The following is a 23,419-nucleotide window of genomic DNA, read 5'->3' on the forward strand; positions in this document are numbered from 1 at the left end:
ATGTTGCCTTTACTCTGTTGCTGGTTTACTCAGCGGAATAGAACAAAATGTATAGCGATAAACCAGTGTAGAATAACCAATAAAGGACAATGTAGTATTTGCCGTGGAACTCAAACAATTAAAGTATTTTATTGCGGTGATCGAGTCAGGAAGCTTGGGTAAAGCTGCAAAAAATCTCGATATTGGAACTTCTGCATTAAGTCAGCAAATCTCAAAATTAGAAAGTGAGCTTTCTATTCGCCTTTTACAACGCACTGCTCTGGGTACGGTTCCTACCCCTGCAGGTTTAGCTTTTTTTCAACAGGTTCAATTAGCGCTTAGGCACTTAGACCATGCCGTAGACTCTGCACACTCTTCACGTTTAAGTGGACATGTTACCGTCGGTTTTTCACCCAGTGTGGCGGCTGTTATAGGCACGCACTTTTTAAAACTCATGAGAAATCGTTACCCCGACATTAAAGTCCGTTTAATCGAAGGCTTATCGGGTGACTTAAAAGCTTTAGTTAATGCAAGACAGCTCGATGTCGCGATCATCTTTAGTGACGATGTCGACCCACAATGGGCTATACAACCTTTAGTCAAAGAACAGATGTTTTTAATCTCGCCTAAAGAAGTGCTGAGTCAGTACCATCTTGAAAGCTGTATAGACAGTCAAACTATTAGCCATTCACAGTTTAAAGAACTTCCCCTGATTTTACCGAGCCAACGACATGGACTGCGTTTATTGCTTGAACAGAAAATTCATCAACTTAAAGTGGCCTATGAAATTGATGGGCTGCATTTGTTAATGGAAAGTATAAGCCAACTCGAAATGGCAACCATTCAACCTGCGGGTGCATCGTTAAACTCGCGGCAAGACTTATGTTTGCTACGCGTTGTAGAACCTGCCATTGACCGCATTAATTATTTAATTAGTCTCTCTGAAGAAGAGCTCTCACCTGCCACCTTAGCCACGAAAGTGGTGATTCGTGCCTGTGTAGCAAACTTGATTAATGAAAAGCGCTGGCCCGGTGCGGAACTCATAAACACTTAAGCCATTAGTGTTTATTTTTACTAAACACCCATTCAAGCCTAGCCTCTCACTTCATCTTCCCTTTTGAAGCTACATTAGCCCTAGCTGAGAAAGGGAGAAATCCATGCATGATGTGATTGTAATTGGTGGTGGGAATGCCGCACTATGTGCCGCGCTCACAGCAAAAGAAAGTGGTGCTTCTGTACTGATAATAGAAGCAGCGCCCAAAGAGTGGCGTGGTGGTAACTCCCAACACACTCGTAACCTCCGTTGCATGCATGATGCTCCTCAAGATGTATTAGTCGATGCCTACCCCGAAGAAGAATATTGGCAAGACCTACTTAAAGTGACTGCGGGCAAAACCAATGAACATTTAGCTCGTCTGGTTATTCGTAGCACGGCGACCTGCCGTGACTGGATGCGTAAACATGGCGTGAATTTTCAGCCGCCACTATCGGGTGCTTTGCATGTTGCACGTACCAATGCCTTTTTTATGGGTGGCGGTAAAGCTCTTATTAATGCGTATTACCGTAGTGCCCAAGAACTTGGCATTGAGATTTTATACAACACAAAAATTAAAGATCTAAAGTTAAATCAAGGACATTTTGAAGCTGCAATTGCGGAAGATGGTCGTGTATTTAAAGCGAAAAGCTGTGTATTGGCCGCAGGCGGTTTTGAGTCAAATCTGGAATGGTTAAGAGAAGCATGGGGACAAAATGAGAACGGCGAATGGCCTGCCGATAACTTCATTATTCGTGGTACCCGCTTTAATCAAGGCAACTTGCTTAAATTTATGATAGATCAAGGCGCCGATATTATTGGTGACCCATCACAATCACATTGTGTCGCCGTAGATGCACGCGCACCATTATATGACGGCGGTATTTGTACACGAATTGACTGCGTTTCATTAGGTATTGTGGTCAATAATAAAGCCGAACGTTTTTATGACGAAGGTGAAGACTTCTGGCCAAAGCGTTATGCCATTTGGGGCCGTCTTGTTGCCAAACAGCCACAGCAAATTGCTTATTCGATTATTGATTCAAAAGCGATTGGTCGCTTTATGCCACCTGTATTTTCTGGCGTAAAAGCAAATAGCATTCAAGAGTTAGCCGAAAAAATCGGGCTAGATGTCAAAATCTTATGCCACACCGTAGAAGAATTTAATCAAGCCTGTGTGCAAGGCACCTTTAACCATACCGTTTTAGATGACTGCACCACCGAAAATATTGTTCCCAACAAAACTCATTGGGCCGTTCCTCTCGATCAACCACCTTTCTATGCCTATGCCCTTAAACCCGGCATTACCTTTACCTATTTAGGTTTAAAAGTCGAAGACGATGCTGCTGTGCGTTTTAACAACAAGCCAAGCCACAACCTATTTGTCGCAGGTGAAATGATGGCAGGTAACGTACTTGGTCAGGGTTATACCGCAGGTGTCGGTATGTCGATCGGAACGACGTTTGGACGCATTGCCGGAAAAAATGCAGCCCACTATGCACTTTCACAAGGAGTTGAACATGAATGCTAGTACTAAAGCCCTAATTCCAGTTGTTCAGCTCTCTGACCATGAGCAGGAAGTTCAAAGAGCCTTACAAATTTGTAATGCTTGTCGCTACTGTGAGTCATTTTGTGCTGTATTTGCGGCCATGACCAAACGTCTTGAGTTTAATCAAGCCGATATTCATTACCTCGCAAACCTCTGTCATAACTGTGGTGCGTGTTTACACGCTTGCCAATATGCCCCACCGCATGAGTTTGGGGTAAACATTCCTAAAGCGATGGCGCAAGTACGTTTAGAAACTTACCAAGAATTTGCTACACCTCAACCTTTAGGTCGACTTTATAAATCGGTTGGTATTCCTTTTGTCTCAGCATTATCAGCTATTTTCTTTTTATGCATGTTAGCTGTGGTGTGGTACAAAGGCACTGACCTGTTTGCAGGCTACCAAGGTAATTTCTATGCAATTTTCCCGCATAACTTTTTAGCTCTACTTTTTGGAGCGACCTTTACAGTTGCGATTGTTTTGCTCGGCATTGGAATTAGTAAATTTTGGAGACAGACGTCTAAAGTTATTCACGGCAAAGTTGAAAAACCCGACCTTATTCAAGCCTCTCAAAATGTTTTAACGCTTAAATATTTAGATGGTGGACATGGCAAAGGCTGTAATGAACAAGATGACCGTTACACACAAATCCGCCGTGTGTTCCATCACCTGACGTTTTATGGCTTTATGCTCTGCTTTGCAGCTACAGGTGTAGCGACGTTATATCATTATTTTCTTGACCTACATGCACCTTATCCTTACCTAAGCTTGCCTGTCATTTTAGGAACTTTGGGTGGAATCGGCTTAGTTGTCGGACCATCTGGCTTACTCTATTTAAATCTTAAACGTCATCCGTTGCATGGTGACCGTGAGCAAAAACCTGTAGATCGAGGCTTTATTTTCCTTCTACTTATCGTTAGCGCTTCAGGGCTAGCACTCATGGCATTTCGTAATACCCCTTACATGGCACTTTTACTGATTTTCCATTTAGCTACAGTCATGACATTCTTCATTACTATGCCATTTGGAAAGTTCGCACATGGTTTTTACCGCAGTGCTTCTTTGCTCAAATTTGCCATCGAAGAACGTATTTCTAAAAAATCATAATTACACTCAAGAGTATTCACTACCTTGGTGTAGTGAATACTTTTATTATTTCTCAGCTCAAAACACTTCATGCTTTTTCTACTTTTTACTATTTAAAATTCCCAAACCATACATCGGCCACTTGCTACTCGCTTTAATATTATTAATGAGCATCGCCACCAAAACTAAAGACACAGCACCTACTAAAACAGGGAAAATTAAAAAGCTCCACTCGTAATGTATGCTACTCGCGGTGAGTAAAATAACCAGAGGATTAGCCCCAGCAGGTGGATGAATGCATTTAAACACTTGCATGAGCGCAATAGCACAGCCCACTGATAAAGCAATTGTAAAAATGGAAACACCAACAAATTTTAGAAAAAATAAACCTACAAAAGCCGAAATAAGATGCCCAAATATAATATTTCTCGGCTGCGCCAAAGGTGACTGAGACACGGTATAGAGCAATACACAGGTCGCGCCAAACGGTGCCATGATAAATATATTGTGTGTGAGCTTGCTCAACCACAAAAGTATAAAAATACTGACCGTCCCCCCAATAAGACTTCGTAAAATATCAATTTTAGTAGGCGATGAAGCCAGTTTTTCTTTGCCATAAAAGATCGAGAACATGGTTTTTTTCCTTAAACAGACATTGCTTTTTAAAAAGCATATAGATAAAATTCCAAATAGTACAGATCTGTACTATTTTATTTTTTGGAAAAGTTTTATGTCTAAATCTGCCTTAAAAATATTAGATACAGCCGAGAAGTTATTTAATGAAAATAGTTTTGTCGGAGTTGGCGTCGACCTGATTCGCGATGAATCCGGCTGCTCTAAAACCACGATGTACACCTACTATAAAAATAAAAATCAACTGGTTAAGTCTGTGCTCGTTGCTCGTGATGAACGGTTTAAGCAAAGCCTTTTGGGCTATGTGGGAGATGCAACGGGGTTAGAAGCCATCAATAAGATTCTGGATTGGCACACCCATTGGTTTAGACAAGATTTCTTTAAGGGCTGTTTATTTGTAAGAGCTGTTGCTGAATCTAACCAAGATGATCAAGACATCATTTCGATTTCAAAAGCCCATAAACAATGGATTAAAGAACTCATCGCCGCAAACTGTAATATGCCAAATGGTGAAGCTTTATCTGAGTTGATCTATACAGTGATTGAAGGGCTCATTAGCCGCTTTTTAGTCGATGGTTTCGATGAAACACTTGCCATAAATATGAAAAATTCGATTAACCAATTATTTAATATTAACCAAAATTTATAATTGCAGCCCTAGAGCTGCAATTAAATAAATGAGATTTTAATTAAGCAATTTTTCCATCAATAATGCCCTTTTCCTTTAAGGCGGCCAGTTCATCTGCTGTTTTAAATCTCGATAAGATTTGAGTAGTATGTTCACCAAGCTCTGGCGGTGCATGATGATATTCGACCGGAGTATCAGACAGTTTGATTGGTGAACCAATCGTTTGGAAGTTTTCATTTAAACGATGAGGAATATTCACCACCAAATTGCGATGTACGATTTGTGGTTCAGCCAAAGCATCTTCAACAGAGTTGATAACACCTACAGGTACTTTTAAGGCATGAATCATGTCGACCCATTCTTTGGCAGTTTTTCGCAAAAAGTGTTCCGACAATAAAGGAATCAGTTCATTTCGATATTTTACGCGGTCTTGGTTGCGCACAAACTTTTCATTTTCGAGCAGTTCTGGATAGCCAATCGCAATACATAAATCTTTAAACTGTTTATCGTTACCACAAGCAATAATAAATTCTTTATCTTTAGCCTTAAAAGTCTGATACGGCACGATACTCGGATGTTGATTACCCATGCGCTGTGGTGCTTTACCCAAAGCTAAATAGTTCATTCCCTGATTTGCCAGTGCCGCGACCTGCACATCAAGGAGTGACATATCAATATATTGACCACGTCCCGTGTGCGAGCGTGCAATCAAAGCTGCCTGAATGGCAATAGTTGAATACAATCCAGTTTGAATATCTACAACAGCCACGCCAACCTTTTGCGCACCACCACCTGCCACATCATCAGGCTCACCAGTAATGCTCATTAAGCCAGACATACCCTGAATAATAAAATCATAGCCAGGTTCTTCTGCACGAGGTCCGTCCTGTCCAAACCCAGTAATGGAGCAATACACAATATTTGGGTTGAGCTCGCTTAATGACGCATAGTCCAAGCCATATTTAGCCAAAGACCCTGTTTTGTAATTTTCAATAACGACATCGGCAGTTTTGGCAATTTCATAAATTAAAGCCTGACCTTCAGGTGTGGTAATGTCCACTGCAACCGAATATTTATTGCGGTTAGTACACTGGAAATAACCAGATTCACGGGTCATGTTTCCGTCTTGGTCGGGCATCCATGGTGGTCCCCACATACGGGTGTCATCACCTACTCGAGGACGTTCAATTTTAATCACTTCCGCGCCAAGGTCTGCCAAGATTTGCCCGCACCATGGTCCCGCAAGTACACGACTTAAATCTAAAACCCGAATTCCTTGTAATGCACCCATAACGATACCCTTATCTTTTTAGAAGGTACTCAATACCTTCATGTCATTGTTTATGATTGTTTTTGCGGATCGTACTGACGATCTTTAATAAATAAGCCCGGCAATACACCCGCTACAAAATACGCAGCGCCCATCACAATAAAAGCCATGGTAAACGTACCACCCGACGCCAAGAAACCAATGGTAGCTGGTGCAATCGCTGCCCCGACACGACCAATGTTATAAGCACCGCCAATGGCTGTTCCGCGCACATCAGTTGAAAAACTTTCAGCCATATAAGTCGCATTCACACCGTATGGAATGCCATATAAGAAGCCAAAAGTGATTAATAAATACAAAATGTTGTCAGGGGTATTGAAGAAAATAATGATTGGCAAAAACACGGCGCTGGCAATTGTTCCAAACACAAAAACAGCACGGCGGTTAAATTTGTCAGCAAGATAACCTGCTAAAATTTTGCCTAGAATCATTGCTGTATATGAACCCACCATATAACTGGTTAAGTTTTTAAAGTTCATATGCACTTCTGTTTCTAAATAACTTGGCATCCAGTTGTTAATGCCGTAATAGCCGAACTGCAAGAAGAATGCTGTGGTCATCCACAACAAAAACATTTTACGGTGCTTAAAGTTATTAAAAATTTGTTTGTAGATACTGCCACTCTTGGGCTTTTCAGCTACAGCTATTTCTTTAGACTGTTTGTTGCCTTGCAAGCTTTCAATTTTGGTGAGCTGCCAAGATTTTGGCTCCGGCACAAATCGTTGCAGGAAAATATTAACGAAAGCAGGTACTACAGTCAGGAAGAATAAAACGCGCCAGCCATGATCTGGAATAATCGCCCCTGCTAACAACGTCGCGGCAATATATCCTACGGTCTGACCCGTCTGTAGCGTACCCAAGACCGTTGTACGGTAAGTGGTTGGCACATATTCAGCCATTAAGGTATTACATGCCATATAGAGTGCTCCAATTCCTAAAGCACCAATAAAACGTAAAGCCATAAATTGCTCGAAGCTTTGCGTAAAACCCAATAAGCAAGTCGCTACCGAAAAGAAGGTTACCGAGTTAGCAATCGTTCGTACACGGCCAAACTTGTCACATGCCCAACCACCCAAAATACCGCCAATACCCATCCCAGCCAAAGAAGCACTACCTAAGGCACCTGCTTGAAAGGTACTTAAACCAAACTCTGCCTTTAAACTGGTCAAGCTATAAGACAGCAGCATAATATCAATGCCATCGACCACCATCGCAAAATAGGCAAATAACAACGCCCATTTCCATGTATGAGGGCCGATCTTTTCATATGTTCCAAGGTTACTTGGAAATGTAGTTCTCAACTCTTTCGATATTATTTGAACGTCATTGTTCATCTTTAGTTCCTCATTTTCCCAAATGAGTCATCGGTAGCCTACTTATGTTTTCTGTATGACTTAATCTTCTATATTTTCATCATCTTACATTTGGTTTTAAGTACACAGAGGCACATCTTTACATGAGTATCCTTACGATGAATCTTGTCATTTTCCATAAATTTTTGCGTAAAAATCCCTAAAGGTGCTCTCGAAAGAACACCTCGATCCTTTAAAAATGAATGAGTTAGTTACTAAATGCCGCGATGCCTGTTTGTGCACGGCCTAAAATTAAAGCATGAACGTCATGTGTGCCTTCATAGGTATTTACGACTTCAAGGTTAACCAAATGGCGTGCTACGCCGAATTCGTCACTAATACCGTTTCCACCCATCATGTCACGTGCCATACGAGCAATATCAAGCGCTTTCCCACAGTTATTACGCTTAATTAGGGATGTGCCTTCAACTGATGCAATGCCTTCATCTTTCATACGGCCAAAACGTAACGCCACTTGCAAGCCTAATGCAATTTCAGTTTGCATATCTGCCAGTTTCTTTTGAATTAACTGATTTGCAGCCAACGGACGGCCAAATTGTTTACGGTCCATGGTGTATTGATGTGCGGTATGCCAGCAGAACTCAGCAGCACCCATAGCGCCCCATGCAATGCCATAACGGGCGCTATTTAGACAGGTAAATGGGCCTTTTAAACCTCGAATTTCAGGGAACGCGTTCTCTTCAGGTACAAATACGTTATCCATCACGATTTCACCTGTAATCGAGGCACGTAAACCGACCTTGCCATAAATTGCTGGTGCAGATAGACCTTCCCAACCCTTTTCTAAAATGAAACCGCGAATATCACCAACATTGCCTTCAGCAGAAACTTCTTTTGCCCAGACGACAAATACGTCAGCAATTGGGCTATTGGTAATCCACATTTTTGCGCCAGTTAAACGGTAACCACCGTCAACTTTTTTAGCGCGGGTAATCATACTGCCCGGGTCTGAGCCATGGTCAGGTTCAGTCAAACCGAAACAGCCAATGTATTCACCCGTAGCTAGTTTAGGTAAGTACTTCTGCTTTTGCTCTTCGGTACCAAATTCATTAATTGGGACCATCACCAATGAGCTTTGCACGCTCGCCATAGAGCGGTAGCCCGAATCGACATATTCAATTTCACGCGCAACCAAACCATAACTCACATAGTTTAAACCCGCGCCGCCATATTGCTCAGGAATGGTTGGACCAAGTAAACCAAGCTCTCCCATTTCACGAAAAATAGACGGATCTGTTTTTTCATGACGGAATTGTTCAAGTACACGGGGTTGCAGTCGTTCTTGGCAATAGGCATGAGCCGCATCACGAATCATGCGTTCATCTTCGGTAAGCTGCTGCTCAATTAAAAATGGGTCTTGCCAGTTAAATTGAACTTTTGCTTTTTTTGTTGTCACCATGTGATTCATCGCATCCTCTGCTTGATTTAATCTTCTTTCTTTAACTCGATGTTATGCGTGAAAAATGCAGTAATCAAACGATAAATGTTCATGCAGATATGCAACTTACGCATATTTAAAACAAGACGCGTTAAATTTAGATATTTAATTCATTGTATTTCATTAAAAATGGCTTATTTTTATACTAAACTTTGATATCTGCATTTAGGTCATATGCTTTTTCGAAATATGACGACAAATAAAAGGATTTATCTATGCGAAGAAGCATCCCGTCTATTCAGGGCCTGATTTGCTTTGAAAGTGCAGCAAAACATCTAAGTTATACCTATGCTGCGCAAGAGTTATGCATTACCCAAAGCGCAGTCTCTCGCCAAATTCAGCAGTTAGAAGACTTCTTAGGAGTTGAATTATTTATTCGTACTCGACATGGTGTTGAGCTGACCATTGCAGGACAACAATATTTCAAAAGTATTAAGCCCTATTTATTGGGGTTAGAGAAATGTACGGCCGATGTGATTTCTCACAAAGGTTTAGGCGGAACTCTAAAATTAGGCGTCGTTCCTACCTTTGCAACGCGCTGGCTGTTACCCAAACTTCATCTTTTAAATCAAAAGTATCCTGAAATTACCGTTCATTTAGAAACCAGCACCAAGCCTTTTTTATTTAACGATAACATTTTTGATGCTGCGATTTTTGCAGGTACGCAACAGCAAATTGACCACTGGCCCGGCATACAAGCACATTATTTAATGGATGAAGAAATTGTACCTGTGTGCTCACCAAGGTTGATCGAAAAGTATTTTCCAGATGCGGTGATGATCAATGAAAATACCTATGATTTAAGCTGCGAGGATTTGCTAAAAATTCCCCTACTACAACAAACCACTCGGCCTAGCATTTGGCAAGAATGGTTTCTGACTCATCACATGCAGCACCCTAAACCTTTTGATGGACAGCGCCATGAGTTATTTTCAATGCTTGCCGTTGCCGCCAGTCATGACATGGGTATGGCTTTAATTCCGCAAATGTTGATTGAATCTGAACTACAAAAAAAAGAACTGGTGATTGTTTCTAATAAAAAACTAAAAGGCAGCCGAAAGTACTATCTCATTCACTCAAGCCAAGACATCTCACCGACTATTCAAAAATTTGTTGAGTGGATTTACCAAGAGTTAGAACAACTAAAGAGCAATTCAAATTAGCTGAGTCACTTTGTGCGTTCTATACACATAAAAAAAGATTGTAATTGATGAGATCACAATCTTTTTAGTTAAGCATAAATGACTTTGAATTAATGACTCATCAATTGAATATCTGAACCGCTAAGTTTAGGGTCAATCAAGATTTTGGCATGTTGTTCAGGGTCACGTAATGCTTCAAATGCACTCGTAACCCCCTCTAAACCAACGACACCGGTAATGAGCGGTGAGCAATTCACCTTACCTTCTGCAATCATATGCAGCGCATCTCTAAACTCAAGCGGTGTATATCCCAACACAAACTGAATTTCTAACTCTTTATTAATTGCAAGTGCGGGTTCTATTTTGTCACTTTGCATGCATACCCCCACCCCAACAATTCGGGAAAATAAAGGTGCACCTTCAATAATTTGCTTTAAAACACCCGGTACACCCACACACTCAAAAATAACAGGACGTTTTGGCAGAGCACCTAACTTATCAATCATGCGCCATCCATGCCACCAAGGTAAGCGTGTCGCTTGCAACTTATCAAACAGCCCCATACCCATATTAATCGCGTCTGAAACATTGCCAAGCAAACCAAATTCTTTCCAGTTGGCAAATGGCGATGTCTCTTTAGGGTCTACTACAATATCAGCACCACATTGCTCGGCAAGCTTACGACGGTTTGGTGAAAAGTCACTGGCAACCACGGTTTTAACTCCCGCAGCTTTAAGCATTAATATAACGCCTAGCCCAACAGGTCCGCAGCCAATCACAATAGCAGGCTCACTGGTTTTCACACGGCTACGGCGAACGGCATGCAATGCAACCGCCATAGGTTCAGTCATGGCGGCGCTATCAGCATCCAAGCCATTGGGTACTTCAAACATCAAGCTCGATTGGGCCAATACTTGCTCGGCATAACCACCGGAAGCATTTGGAGAAAGCCCTGTAGACAAGTACCCATGCTGATCTACATTTAAAAGCGGCATTGCGCAAACAAGTGTATCGGCTTTAAATTTGTGACGTGTTTTTGGGCCGTAGTCTAAAACCTTGCCACAGAACTCATGTCCTAGTACAAATGGGTCTGTAGACTTGGCTAAACCATTAAACCCGACACGTGCTGCCAGATCATGCATGTGGTCGCAGTGATGCTGCATATGTAAATCAGAGCCACAAATTCCACATCGCACCACTTCCAATAACACCTGCCCTTTTGCAGGCGTTAAGTTCGGTTGGTCCACCACTTGTAATTTTGCTTGATGACAAAGTACCGACTTCATTTGAGCGCTTCCTATTTCTTCTTTTTCATTTACTTGCCAGAAATAGATTTCTACAGATAAATTAATCGCTTTATCAGTTTGGTCTTTAGCAAGCCTTTATTCATCTTTACAACTAAAAGGCAAAATACCAATGACCATTCTTCAGCCAATCCACTCTTAAAGAGTCAACAAAAAACAGGCTCAGCGAAATTAAAAACAATAAAAATCTTGATGCTCGTATCTTACACAGACTGCGTTGTCTTCTTAGGCCAGAACAATGTCATCAAAATTAAAACTTATACAAATATAGTAAGTTCAAAAAACTCAACTCAACGCTTTTCACAAAAACATAGCAAAACCAAACTTTTATCAGCAGTCTTAAACAGGCATGATGAATTAATACAAACAGATAAGAAGAAATCTATGATTACAAAAACCCTTCCGCTTACAGATATACACCGTCATCTTGATGGCAACATCCGCATTCAAACCATTTTAGACTTGGGGCAACAATACAATTTAGATTTACCTGCCTACGACATTGAATCTTTACGCCCGCATGTACAAGTGATGGATAACCAACCTGACTTATTAAGTTTCTTATCAAAGCTCGATTGGGGCGTAAAGGTATTAGCGAGCCTAGATGCCTGCAAACGTATTGCTTTTGAAAACATGCAAGATGCAGCACAGCAAGATCTAGATTATGTAGAGCTGCGTTTTTCACCAGGTTATATGGGAATGACACATCAACTCCCCCTTGAAGGTGTTGTCGAAGCAGTTATTGCTGGTGTGAAAGAAGGCAGTCAAGCTTACGGGGTAAAAGCGAATTTAATTGGCATTATGAGCCGTACTTTTGGTCAAGAAGCCTGCGAAAAAGAGTTAAATGCTCTACTCGCCCATAAAAATGATATTAAAGCGTTGGATCTCGCTGGAGATGAGCTTGGTTTTCCGGGTAATTTATTTATTGATCACTTTAAAAGAGCACGTGATGCAGGTTGGCATATTACAGTACATGCAGGCGAAGCTGCTGGTCCTGAAAGTATTTGGCAAGCTATTGAAGAATTAGGTGCTGAACGAATTGGACATGGTGTTAAAGCAGTTCAAGATTTAAAACTTTTAGATTATTTGGCTAAACATGAGATTGGTATTGAATCTTGCCTCACTTCAAACATTCAAACCAATACAGTACCCTCACTAGCAGAACATCCATTAAAGACTTTTTTAGAACATGGTGTGCTTGCCACTATTAATACAGATGACCCTGCGGTAGAAGGCATTGAGATACAACATGAGTATTTAACTGCTGCCCCTTTAGCTGGTTTAAGTCCTGAGCAAATTTATACAGCTCAAGAAAATGGACTAAAGATCGCATTCTTATCAGAACAAGAAAAAGATGAGTTAAGGCAAAAATATCAATAACAGAGAACAGAGAACAGAGAACAGAGAACAGAGAACAGAGAACAGAGAACAGAGAACAGAGAACAGAGAACAGAGAACAGAGAACAGAGAACAGAGAACAGAGAACAGAGAACAGAGCTTATATAAAGAAATTCAAAGATTGGAGTATGTATGAATTAAAATTTCGAACTAGAAAACAAAAAAATCCCTTCTATCTGTAAGACTAGAAGAAATGATTTTAATATTTGGGATATTTTAGAAAGCTTGAACGCTTTTAAATATGGTCGGAGCAGTAGGATTCGAACCTACGACCCCCTGGTCCCAAACCAGGTGCACTACCAGGCTGTGCTATGCTCCGAAATTGGGGTGAATGACGGGATTCGAACCCGCGACAACTGGAATCACAATCCAGGGCTCTACCAACTGAGCTACATCCACCATCAAATAAGTTCTATGTACCAAGCTACCGAATGGCGCGCCTGACAGGATTCGAACCTGTGACCATCCGCTTAGAAGGCGGATGCTCTATCCAACTGAGCTACAGGCGCTTAACCGATGATGCTTATCATGCGATACTTCGCCGATCTTAAAATATTATTTTAAGTGGTCGGAGCAGTAGGATTCGAACCTACGACCCCCTGGTCCCAAACCAGGTGCACTACCAGGCTGTGCTATGCTCCGATCTATCTCAGCTTTTGCTGTATCGCACATCGTGCGGTACGGTGTGCATTCTAGGCGCGACGCCCTCAGACGTCAACACCTATTCTCAAAAAAAGTTAAAAATCCTTATCAAATGTATATTTAACAAGCATTTTGAGGTTTTTTAACGTTTTAACGATGCACTAAAGGCTAACATTCGATCTAAAGGCATTTTGGCACGTTCAGCAAGCGCTGGATCGACGTGTATTTCCTGATCACCTTTTTGTAAAACTTCTAAAATTCCGTCAAGTTCATTCATTGCCATCCACGGACAGTGCGCACATGAACGACAAGTTGCCCCCTCACCCGCTGTTGGCGCTTCAACTAAAATCTTATTCGGTACAGCTTGCTGCATTTTGTAGAAAATACCGCGGTCTGTTGCCACAATGAGTCTTTCGTTTGGCAAAGTCTGCGCAGCTTTAATGAGTTGAGACGTACTACCTACCGCGTCCGCAATTTCTACAACTGACTCTGGTGACTCAGGATGTACCAATACAGCAGCGTCTGGATACAGTGCTTTCATGTTGGCAATACCACGCGCACGGAATTCTTCATGCACAATACATGCGCCATCCCAAAGCAACATATCTGCACCAGTTTTCTTCTGAATATAGCGACCTAAGTGCTGATCTGGTGCCCAAATAATTTTTTCACCTAAGCTGTCTAGATGCTCAACAATTTCAACCGCACAGCTTGATGTCACGACCCAATCTGCACGTGCTTTAACAGCAGCCGATGTATTAGCATAAACAACTACAGTGTGGTCAGGGTGCTGATCACAAAATGCCGTGAACTCATCGACAGGACAGCCCAAATCAAGTGAACAGGTTGCTTCAAGTGTCGGCATTAAAATTGTTTTTTCAGGAGACAGAATTTTTGCTGTTTCTCCCATAAACTTAACACCGGCCACAACCAGTGTTGAGGCAGCATGATCTCGTCCGAAACGGGCCATTTCTAAAGAGTCAGAAACGCATCCACCAGTTTTTTCGGCAAGTTCTTGTACTTCAGGGTCGCAATAATAATGAGCAACAAGGACAGCATCACGTTTTTTGAGCTCTGCTTCGATCTGTGCAAACTTTTGCTGTTTTGCTTCTTCACTTAAGCGATTGTCTTTTGGCTCACCTAAACGGTCTAAATGCGCTTGTACAATGTTTTTTGCATCGTTGGCAATTAAAGTCGCATCACTCATAAAACGTCTTCTCTATCCTTCATGCTGGCATACCTGCTCGCATATAACGTTACTGCTTAAATGATTTACGGATTGAATCATTTAATATCAAAAGATGGGGCTAATAAAAAAGCCTCTTTGTCGAGGCTTGATTATAACTGATATTTAAGAACGGTAATCAGCATTAATTTTGACATAGTCGTAAGATAAGTCACAGGTATATACCGTGTCTTTGGCCTGACCACGTCCTAAATCAACACGAATGGTAATTTCGGTTTGAGCCATAACACGCGCGCCCGCCTCTTCGGTATAGTCCTCAGCTGCACCGCCGTCTTTACAGATTTGTACGTCGTCTAACCATACTTGAATTTTAGACACATCTAAGTCTTTAACTCCTGCATAGCCAATTGCAGCTAAAATACGCCCCCAGTTCGGGTCCGATGCAAAAAGTGCAGTTTTGACCAGTGGTGAATGCGCAATGCTATAAGCAATGTCACAACATTCTTGAGTATTTGCGCCGCCTTCTACAGCCACAGTAATAAACTTCGTCGCGCCTTCACCATCACGGACAATTAACTGTGCTAAACGATTCATTACACGAGCAAGTACTTCTAACACTTTAGCGTAGCGTGCATCGCTTTCCGATGTAATTTCAGCGCCACCCGCCTGACCAGTTGCCACAAAAATACAAGAGTCATTTGTTGAGGTATCGCCATCAATCGTAATACGGTTAAATGAATGCTCAACCGTAGTCTTTAATAGCTTTTGTACTAAATCACGGCGAATAGGTGCGTCTGTTGCCACAAAGCTCAACATGGTTGCCATGTTCGGGCGAATCATTCCAGCGCCTTTACTAATACCTGTCATGGTATAAGTCATACCATCAAGTTCAAATTGTTCAGATGCACCTTTAGGTACGGTGTCTGTCGTCATGATGCCAGATGCAGCATCATTCCAAGCCGTGTCTTGCAAAGTATTTAACGCCGGCTGCAAACCAGCAAGTAAACGCTCCATTGGAAGCTGCTCACCAATCACACCCGTAGAAAATGGAAGAACTTCAAAACTGTTTACTCCAGCAAGCTCTGCTAACTTCGCACAAGTATCCTGAGCATTTTTCAACCCCGTAGGCCCAGTTCCCGCATTGGCATTACCCGTATTAATCACTAAATAACGAGGGTTACCTTCGGCAAGATGGGCTTTAGAGACATGAACAGGCGCTGCACAAAATGCATTTTGAGTAAATACACCAGCAACATTTGAACCTTCTGCAAACTCAAAAATGACTAAATCTCGTCGGTTTTGGTAACGTACATATGCTTCTGTTGAGCCAATTTTTACACCTTTTACCACATGCATTTGTGGCATTGTTACGTCACCGACAGCCATTTTTAGAACATCCAAAGTTTGTTGAATAAGATCAATATTTCAAAAAAGTGATGCAGTAAAGCACCAGCCTTATGAAATATCATAATTGACAGCTTAGTAGAAAAGTCTAAAAAAATCGAGCGCAAAAACGGCTCATTGTTGCTCTAGTTTTAATAAAATATCTTTCTTATCAAGCCCGCCAGCAAAACCCACTAAAGCACCACCCGCACCAATGACTCGGTGACAAGGTGCAATAATTGAAATCGGGTTTTTGCCATTTGCCGCGCCCACTGCTCTCACCGCTTTTTCATTTCCAATTTGAACAGCTATATCTTTATAACTTCTTGTTTCGCCATAAGGGATGGTCAGTAAAGCAGACCAGACCAGCTTTTGAAATGCAGTCCCTTCAAAATCTAGTGGCAATGTAAACTCACGCCGCTTACCTTCAAAATATTCTTCTAATTGTTGTTCGGTCTTTAATAAAACGGGATGTTCAAGTTGTTCGACCAGCTCGGCCAGCCGAACACGTTTTGGATTTTCATTGTCCCAAAGTACTGCCACCAAAGCATTTTCATTCGCAACTAGCTTTAATTGCCCAACAGGCGAATTGATATACTTATAAGACAGCAACATAGTTTATTCTCTTAGGACGGCGATGAAATTTTCATTAAAACCAAACCTGACACAATCAAGACAGCGGCAATCATTCGCATAGCGCCAATAGGCTCATGAAGAAAGAAAATACCGACTAAAAATGACCCGATTGCGCCAATTCCTGTCCAAACCGTATAGGCAGTGCCAAGGGGTAAAGTTTTCATTGAAATTGAAAGTAGAATTACACTCAAAATCATAAAAACTACGGTAATAATACTAGGGGTTAAACGGGTAAAACCTTCGGACATTTTCATAGAATATGCCCAAATGATTTCAAATACACCTGCTAAAATTAAAATAGCCCAAGCCATAACATTCACTAATTTTTATAGTGTCAGGTCGTCCCGACATGATTACCCATTATGGGGGAGGTCGTTCCTCCTTTATGTGAGGACTCAGTTTACTTTAAAATAAAAAATGAAGGCAAACCCTATCTAAAGCTCGCCTGTCTTAGAGAATCTTATTCACTTTTTAACTGTAAAATTTTTCGTGCACCATTTAAGACAAACAAAACAATAATTAATCCAATAATCAAATCAGGATAACGAGAGCCTGTCATGGCAACCAATATTCCTGCAACAATGACACCTAAGTTTACGATGACATCATTTGCAGAAAAGATATAACTCGCCTTCATATGTGCCCCACTCTCCTTATGGTCTCTCATTAAATAAAGGCAACTAATATTGGCTGCAAGCGCTAATCCGCCAATTAAAATCATGAGAATTGAAACAGGTTCACTACCATACATAAAACGGCGCAATACATCGATTAACACAAGCATGGCTAAAGCGAACTGAAACCATCCAGAAAGATGCGCAGCCTTTAATTGTGCATTTAGATTTTTACCTACCACAAATAAAGCAATGCCATAAATTGCAGCATCGGCAAACATATCAAGCGAGTCAGCAATTAAACCTGTCGATGAAGCAATAATGCCTGCCATCAACTCAATGACAAACATGACCCCATTAATCAGTAGCAACCATTGTAAAACTTGCTTTTGTGCTGCATTACTTGAAGAACTGGCTCGAACCTTTTTCGGTTTTTCAACGGGTTCATAATGTGGCTGTGTTTGTTGTAGTTCGGCCCCTAGCCCTAAACGCTGTAGACTTTGAGTAATCATTTCAGCTTGAACACTGTGATAAATCGCCAAATGTCGTGCTGGTAAGTCAAAATGAAGCTCTTGGATATCGTCAGCGTAAGAGGCCAAAGCCATCCTCACCATTTGCTCTTCGGCTGCACAATCCATACGAGGAATATGATAATAACTTACCCATTGACTCTTTTTAGTCACAGGTTCACTAGGAGTAGAATACTCCTGAGACGGTACGCTTGAGCACCCGCAGTTAGAACTAGTTTTACTTAAATGTATTTGATTCTGTTGTTTTTCTAAAGCCATCTGTGCACCATAACTGACACAAAAAACAATGCCATTAGTATAAACCAATGGCATGTCATTAAGCTTATTTTTTGTTCGGCAATTAGAACTTAAGTGTTAACCCTGCTCCATAATACCAGCCATGTTCTGAGTCGGTTCCAGTTTGCCAAGCAGTTTGTTTTAAACCTTTTTCATAGCCGTAACCAACATCAACAAACGGCATCACTTTTTTGTTGATTTCATAACGGGTTTGAAAACCAACTTGTAAATTTGATAACCCTGTTTTACTTGCATAGCGAGATTCATCTTGCAAAATAACATCTGCTTTTAAGTAAGGTTTACCAATTAACTTTTGGGTAAAGAGTAAGTCCCTTTCCGTTTCTAAACTTAACTTCCATAGCTGATCTTCACCTGCATAAAGATAAGCATCGGTTTCAAAAAAGTAAGGTGCCATGCCATGTAAACCGACTACACCAGCCCAGCGATCTTGCTTTTCATCTTCTCTCTGCGAACGCTCATAGTTTACTCCAGCCTGTACATCCCAATAATCGGCTACATTTCGACTGTAAAGTACTGAACTGCCGTAATTAGCATCTTCCGACTCGGCTTTTTCAACATGAGCTTTGATGAATAATTTATTTTCATCAGTTCCCACCCAAGTTTCTAATTCAGAAGAAAAGCTGCCTTCTCCTTCTTCATTTTGAGTCCAGCCAGTATCAATTTTTGTTGCTTGATAGATCTGTCCACCATGTTCACGTAAATGATCATGTGTTAAGGGTTCTTGTGCCAAAGCAAGAACCGATACACCAGAGAAAACACCGCAACATATCATTTGAGAAAATAACTTAGTGATGCGCATGACTAGCTCCTTTCTCATTTTCAGATTGAACAGTTGGCTGGGTCTGAGCGGGTTGTTGCTCATCGTTGACTTGAGCAACAATTAATTTATTCATCATGCCTGCACTCATGTGATAGAGCAGATGGCAATGAATCGCCCATTCTCCTAAGGCATCGGCTGTCAGCAACGCAGTAACGGTCTTTCCTGGCGGAACAATAATGGTATGTTTATTTGGTAAGTTTTCAGCTTGCTGACCATTTTCCAATTGCATGAACATGCCATGTAAATGCATTGGATGCGCCATCATGCTGTCATTCACAAACTTCAAGCGGATACGCTCACCATATTTAACTTGCAATGGCGCAGCTTCGCTAAACTTCTTGCCATTAATAGTCCAGATATAACGCTCCATGTTGCCGCCTAAACGAATGACTAACTCTCGCTCTGGCGCACGTGTATCTGGTTGAGGACTTAAAGACTGCAAATCGCTATATTGCAGTGCTTTCATACCCGCTGGCGTTGAAGCATTTGCCCAGCCATAAACTGGTTCATTCTTTTTAGGCTTATTCTCAGATTGAGTCGGCATCTCATGATTCATATTCATCATAGCGTGGTCATGCTCACCCGATGGCATTGCCGGCATATCATGCTTCATCTCAGGCATCGCTGACATGTCGTGCTTCATTTGCATCATAGAATGATCATGTTCTTCAGATGACATATTTTTCATGTCATGATCCCTGCTCATCATTGCATGATCATGATTAGTCTGGCCCGCCTCTTTTTTCATTTCAGGCATAGTCGACATGTCATGTTGCATGTTCATTTGATGGCCAGCATGTTTATCACTCGCCCCATCACCATGGTTCATGCCCATATCGTCCATAGTCAATAAAGCGCGTGGACGTGGCTCTGGCATTTGAATTGGGCCAACCGCCTGAGTATTTTCATTATGCAAAGTACCGATGGCAAAACCACTGCGGTCAATAGACTCTGCTTCAATCTGATAATTTGGCTGTTTAGGTTCTACAATGACATCGTAAGTTTCGGCGGTACCAATACGAAACTCATCAATTGCCACAGGCTTAACTGGCTGCCCGTCTGTACTTACAACTGTCATTTTCAAATTTGGAATTTTAACGTCAAAGAATGACATTGCCGATGCATTAATAAATCGTAATCGAACTTTCTCGCCAGCTTTAAAGTTACCTGTCCAATTCTGCTCTGGTGTCTTACCATTGACTAAGAAGGTATAGCCCGTCACATCAGACATATCGGTTTTTAACATTCGCATCTGATTCCACATCGAACGATCTTGCCAAGTTGCTTTTAAGCCTTGTGCTTTAACTTGCTTTAAAACATCCGATACGGTTTCACGGCGGTTTTGATAATACTCCGCAGATTTTTTCAAATTCTTCATAATGCTATCGCTAGAAGAGTTATGAAAATCTGAAAGCATCACCACATAATCACGATCAGTTTTTTCATGTGCAGCTACGGGTATTTTTCCTTTCGGATAAATCACGAGCGGGCCATATAAACCATCTTGCTCTTGGCCTTTACTATGGGCGTGATACCAATAGGTGCCGTTTTGTTTCACCTTAAAGCGGTAAACAAAATCTCCGTTTGGCGCGATTCCTTTAAAACCATTGAAACCCGGTACGCCATCCATTAACCCTGGCAGTAACACCCCATGCCAGTGTAAAGACGTATCTTGATTCTTTAATTGATTATGAACATGAATCACAGCCTCATCTCCTTCCTCAAACTCAAGAAGTGGGGCTGTAAATTTTCCATTTACTGTAATTCGCTTTAACGGTTGACCCGTAATATTCACCTGCTGTTCATTAATATTCAGGTGATATTCCTTAATTGCGGCAAGAGTCCATGGGGAAACCAATAGACCAAATACAGCGACGAGGCTGCTAATTGTTTTATGAGACATTGCTGTAATCCTTTTTAATTAAAAAAATAAGTAAGTAAGGATTAAGCTTTAGGTGGGCGTAAAATCTCTTGCCAGTATCCGGCTAAATGCTGAGCCTGATAAATACTGCTAAATTGAGAGGAAATAGGAATGAATTGTGATTCAAGATCCGGTAATGCTTGCTGTAATGCCAGATTCACAATCTGACAATGAACTGGGTTACAGTCCTGACAATGCTCACCATGCGAGTTAAGAGACTGTGTCATATTTTGATGACATATAGTCTGATCATCTGTTTGAACATGCATATTCTTATGCGAATTTTTTTCACTATGACACGGCATTGTATGAAGATCATGCTGCATCGGCGTCTGAGCAATAGACACACCACTCCACCCAATGACCAAAGTCATTAGGAACACAAACCAAGCATACTTGCGTAAGTGTTGTAGAGTCATTAGAGCTTATTGCCTAGAACCGACGGTTAATCTTAACTCCATTAGCATAACCAAGTTTTAAAACAGATACAATTTTCATTCTTAACTGTTTGTTTTTAAATGATTAAGAAAATGGTGTTTGGTGCTGAAGCACTAAATCAATTACATGTAATGCCCCCTCTTGCTCGTTACTTACAGTTGCATAAGGAGCTACAGCTTTTAAAGCTTCTACTGCATTTTCAACTGCAAACCCATACCCCACAGCTTTAATCATCTGAATATCATTATTGTTATCACCAATCGCGACTACTTGATCAGGTTCAACCTGCCATTTTTGTAGTAATAGCTTTAAACCATGGGCTTTATGTTGGTCTGGAAGGATTAAATCAATAAAATTAAAACCACTTGAAACAGGTACTAAGACTTTATCTTTCACAAAACTTTGCTTCTGGAAATGTTCAAAAATCGTAAAGCTTTCATTCTCATCGGCAGTAAAAGTAATTTTACATACCAAGTCATCTAGTGCATAAAAGTCATCTACAACTGCCAGCTTTTCAAAATATCGAGCGACTTTGGCATAGTCCTCTGCGTTCATACTGCGATGTACATAAGCACTTTGTTTCCCACAAATGACCATTTTAGAAATATATGTAGAGTCAATCGCTTTTAAAATTTCAATAAACTGTTGCTGGCTTAAATGAGCAAATGCTAACTCTTGTCCTGCATCTACAACGTGCGCACCATTTTCTGCAATAAAAGTAATTTCATGACTAATTTCTGGGAAATAGGTAATAAGCTTTGCGAGTTGGTTTCCACTTGCGACCACAAAATGAATATTATTTCGTTTTAATTGTTCGTACTGATTTAAAAAACGTGTTTTGTTGTACTGCTTCTTAGAATTAAGAAAAGTCCCATCCATATCTACCGCTAAAATTTTTATCGACATTAATTATCTAAATCTCTGACTAAAATCTTATTAAAACAAATTTAGCTTTATTTTTCATGACACTTTTACAGTTTTATACTGAACTATTCACAAAAAGTTTTACACAGAGCCATCTCGTTTTTTACACAGGTTATTTTTTAGTAAAGCTTAATAAAAAACCAGATAATAAAATATACAGCGAGCATAAAAAAAGAACGCCAAAACGTTCTTTTTTCATCATTTTTGTCTAGAGAATAAACGGTTGATCTAATTTTGTTTATTTTACCAACATCTTATCCATACGGTTATCAACACAGTTATCCATACAGTTATAAACAAAGTTATCCACAAGCTTATTCTCAGATGAATATCTTTTTTAAGCGTCTACGCTACCTACTTTTGCAAGTTCTGCACGCATTTGATCAATCACAACTTTATAATCTGGTTGACCAAAAATTGCTGAACCGGCAACAAACATATCTGCCCCAGCTTCTGCAATTTCACGGATATTTGCAGGACCAACACCACCATCAACTTCTAAACGAATATCACGACCACTCGCATCAATGATTTTACGAGCTTCACGTAATTTTTCTAAAGTCATTGGAATGAACTTTTGTCCACCAAAACCAGGGTTTACACTCATTAATAAAATTTGGTCAACTTTATCAAGTACATAATCAAGATAGTGCAATGGCGTTGCTGGGTTGAAAACTAAGCCTGCTTTAGCACCACCAGACTTAATCAACTGTAGTGAACGATCAATGTGGTGAGATGCTTCTGGGTGGAATGTAATAATATCTGCACCAGCTTCCAAAAAGTCTCCAATAATTCGGTCAACTGGAGATACCATTAGGTGCACATCAACTGGCGCTGTAATCCCATAATTTTTTAAAGCCTTACATACACCTGCACCAAAAGTTAAATTTGGAACGTAGTGATTATCCATCACATCAAAATGTACTACATCGGCACCTGCGGCTAACACTTTGTCTACATCTTCGCCTAAACGAGCAAAATCGGCAGATAAAATAGAAGGAGCAATTAAGTAGGGCTTGGACATAGGTGAATGACCTGGCTAAAAATTTAAGGAGAGGCTTAAAATTATAACAAAAAAGAAACTACTTGGCCCGCGCTTCCTTGTTTAAATGACAACATTTCAAACTTGAAACGTAA

21 protein-coding genes and 4 tRNA genes are annotated in these 23,419 nt (G+C 40.8%); 6 read left to right on the forward strand and 19 right to left on the reverse strand.

All coding sequences use genetic code 11. The annotated features are described in order from the left end of the window. Positions 1-103 precede the first annotated feature (103 nt). The 3 genes from SOI81_RS14080 to tcuB all read left to right on the forward strand — a co-directional run bounded on the left by SOI81_RS14080 (position 104) and on the right by tcuB (position 3,666). Positions 104-1,033 carry a LysR family transcriptional regulator gene (locus tag SOI81_RS14080; protein ID WP_239976181.1) on the forward strand — a complete coding sequence of 310 codons (930 nt, stop codon included), beginning with the start codon at positions 104-106 and terminating at the stop codon, positions 1,031-1,033. Between the two features lie 103 nt (positions 1,034-1,136). After that, the gene (tcuA, locus tag SOI81_RS14085) at positions 1,137-2,543 is read left to right on the forward strand and encodes an FAD-dependent tricarballylate dehydrogenase TcuA (RefSeq protein WP_239976182.1); all 1,407 of its coding nucleotides are present in this window, start codon (positions 1,137-1,139) and stop codon (positions 2,541-2,543) included. Beyond that, positions 2,533-3,666, forward strand: a complete 1,134-nt coding sequence (gene tcuB / locus SOI81_RS14090; protein ID WP_239976183.1) for a tricarballylate utilization 4Fe-4S protein TcuB — start codon at positions 2,533-2,535, stop codon at positions 3,664-3,666. Before tcuA ends, tcuB begins: the two co-directional genes overlap by 11 nt. Before the next feature lie 78 nt (positions 3,667-3,744). Here tcuB and SOI81_RS14095 read toward each other — a convergent pair whose 3' ends face one another. Continuing rightward, the gene (locus tag SOI81_RS14095) at positions 3,745-4,278 is read right to left on the reverse strand and encodes an HPP family protein (protein WP_239976184.1); all 534 of its coding nucleotides are present in this window, start codon (positions 4,276-4,278) and stop codon (positions 3,745-3,747) included. Between the two features lie 97 nt (positions 4,279-4,375). Between SOI81_RS14095 and SOI81_RS14100 the strand changes: the two genes are divergently transcribed. Next, positions 4,376-4,927 (forward strand): TetR/AcrR family transcriptional regulator, encoded by a 552-nt coding sequence (locus SOI81_RS14100; RefSeq protein ID WP_239976185.1) that lies wholly within the window; start codon positions 4,376-4,378, stop codon positions 4,925-4,927. Between the two features lie 40 nt (positions 4,928-4,967). On the opposite strand, the gene SOI81_RS14105 is transcribed toward SOI81_RS14100, so the two are convergent. The 3 genes from SOI81_RS14105 to gcdH form a co-directional block, all read right to left on the reverse strand. Then, the gene (locus SOI81_RS14105; RefSeq protein WP_239976186.1) at positions 4,968-6,197 is read right to left on the reverse strand and encodes a CaiB/BaiF CoA transferase family protein; all 1,230 of its coding nucleotides are present in this window, start codon (positions 6,195-6,197) and stop codon (positions 4,968-4,970) included. Between the two features lie 50 nt (positions 6,198-6,247). Continuing rightward, on the reverse strand, positions 6,248-7,570 hold the full coding sequence (locus SOI81_RS14110; protein WP_239976187.1) for an MFS transporter: 1,323 nt from the start codon (positions 7,568-7,570) through the stop codon (positions 6,248-6,250). 226 nt (positions 7,571-7,796) lie between these two features. Beyond that, entirely contained in the window at positions 7,797-9,017 is a 1,221-nt protein-coding gene (gene gcdH / locus SOI81_RS14115; protein ID WP_239976188.1) for an acyl-CoA dehydrogenase, read from the reverse strand. 245 nt (positions 9,018-9,262) lie between these two features. On the opposite strand from gcdH, the gene gcvA reads away from it, so the two are divergent. Next, positions 9,263-10,210, forward strand: coding sequence for a LysR substrate-binding domain-containing protein (gene gcvA, locus SOI81_RS14120; protein WP_239976189.1), 948 nt, complete (start codon positions 9,263-9,265; stop codon positions 10,208-10,210). A gap of 89 nt (positions 10,211-10,299) precedes the next feature. On the opposite strand, the gene SOI81_RS14125 is transcribed toward gcvA, so the two are convergent. Next, complete coding sequence (locus SOI81_RS14125) at positions 10,300-11,475, reverse strand: zinc-binding dehydrogenase (protein ID WP_320540927.1); 1,176 nt, start codon at positions 11,473-11,475, stop codon at positions 10,300-10,302. Positions 11,476-11,877: 402 nt separating this feature from the next. Here SOI81_RS14125 and add point away from each other — a divergent pair, with 402 nt between their 5' ends. Then, positions 11,878-12,873 (forward strand): adenosine deaminase, encoded by a 996-nt coding sequence (gene add / locus SOI81_RS14130; RefSeq protein WP_239976191.1) that lies wholly within the window; start codon positions 11,878-11,880, stop codon positions 12,871-12,873. A 260-nt stretch (positions 12,874-13,133) separates the two neighbouring features. On the opposite strand, the gene SOI81_RS14135 is transcribed toward add, so the two are convergent. The 14 genes from SOI81_RS14135 to rpe all read right to left on the reverse strand — a co-directional run bounded on the left by SOI81_RS14135 (position 13,134) and on the right by rpe (position 23,306). After that, positions 13,134-13,210, reverse strand: a tRNA-Pro gene (locus SOI81_RS14135). A 4-nt stretch (positions 13,211-13,214) separates the two neighbouring features. After that, a tRNA-His gene (locus SOI81_RS14140) sits at positions 13,215-13,290 on the reverse strand. 33 nt (positions 13,291-13,323) lie between these two features. Then, positions 13,324-13,400: transfer RNA gene (locus SOI81_RS14145), tRNA-Arg, on the reverse strand. Positions 13,401-13,456: 56 nt separating this feature from the next. Further along, positions 13,457-13,533: transfer RNA gene (locus SOI81_RS14150), tRNA-Pro, on the reverse strand. 142 nt (positions 13,534-13,675) lie between these two features. Beyond that, positions 13,676-14,740 carry a quinolinate synthase NadA gene (gene nadA, locus SOI81_RS14155; protein WP_002115913.1) on the reverse strand — a complete coding sequence of 355 codons (1,065 nt, stop codon included), beginning with the start codon at positions 14,738-14,740 and terminating at the stop codon, positions 13,676-13,678. A 144-nt stretch (positions 14,741-14,884) separates the two neighbouring features. Next, positions 14,885-16,105, reverse strand: a complete 1,221-nt coding sequence (gene argJ / locus SOI81_RS14160; protein WP_224993368.1) for a bifunctional glutamate N-acetyltransferase/amino-acid acetyltransferase ArgJ — start codon at positions 16,103-16,105, stop codon at positions 14,885-14,887. 132 nt (positions 16,106-16,237) lie between these two features. Continuing rightward, positions 16,238-16,717, reverse strand: coding sequence for a methylated-DNA--[protein]-cysteine S-methyltransferase (ogt, locus tag SOI81_RS14165; protein WP_016144407.1), 480 nt, complete (start codon positions 16,715-16,717; stop codon positions 16,238-16,240). 11 nt (positions 16,718-16,728) lie between these two features. Further along, positions 16,729-17,049 (reverse strand): DMT family transporter, encoded by a 321-nt coding sequence (gene sugE, locus SOI81_RS14170; protein ID WP_057104785.1) that lies wholly within the window; start codon positions 17,047-17,049, stop codon positions 16,729-16,731. 149 nt (positions 17,050-17,198) lie between these two features. Then, entirely contained in the window at positions 17,199-18,194 is a 996-nt protein-coding gene (locus SOI81_RS14175) for a cation transporter (RefSeq protein WP_320540928.1), read from the reverse strand. Between the two features lie 28 nt (positions 18,195-18,222). Continuing rightward, entirely contained in the window at positions 18,223-18,978 is a 756-nt protein-coding gene (pcoB, locus tag SOI81_RS14180; RefSeq protein ID WP_239976193.1) for a copper resistance protein B, read from the reverse strand. Then, entirely contained in the window at positions 18,965-20,902 is a 1,938-nt protein-coding gene (pcoA, locus tag SOI81_RS14185) for a copper resistance system multicopper oxidase (RefSeq protein ID WP_320540929.1), read from the reverse strand. The genes pcoB and pcoA overlap by 14 nt, the downstream gene beginning before the upstream one ends. Before the next feature lie 41 nt (positions 20,903-20,943). Beyond that, positions 20,944-21,339 (reverse strand): hypothetical protein, encoded by a 396-nt coding sequence (locus SOI81_RS14190; RefSeq protein WP_239976195.1) that lies wholly within the window; start codon positions 21,337-21,339, stop codon positions 20,944-20,946. Between the two features lie 103 nt (positions 21,340-21,442). Next, complete coding sequence (gene supH, locus SOI81_RS14195; protein ID WP_239976196.1) at positions 21,443-22,264, reverse strand: Cof-type HAD-IIB family hydrolase; 822 nt, start codon at positions 22,262-22,264, stop codon at positions 21,443-21,445. 355 nt (positions 22,265-22,619) lie between these two features. Then, a complete protein-coding gene (gene rpe / locus SOI81_RS14200) occupies positions 22,620-23,306 on the reverse strand; it encodes a ribulose-phosphate 3-epimerase (RefSeq protein WP_000043044.1) in 687 nt (228 codons plus the stop codon). Between the last annotated feature and the right edge of the window lie 113 nt (positions 23,307-23,419).

The sequence above is a fragment of the Acinetobacter pittii genome, assembly GCF_034067285.1.
Classification (GTDB): Bacteria; Pseudomonadota; Gammaproteobacteria; order Pseudomonadales; family Moraxellaceae; genus Acinetobacter; species Acinetobacter pittii_E.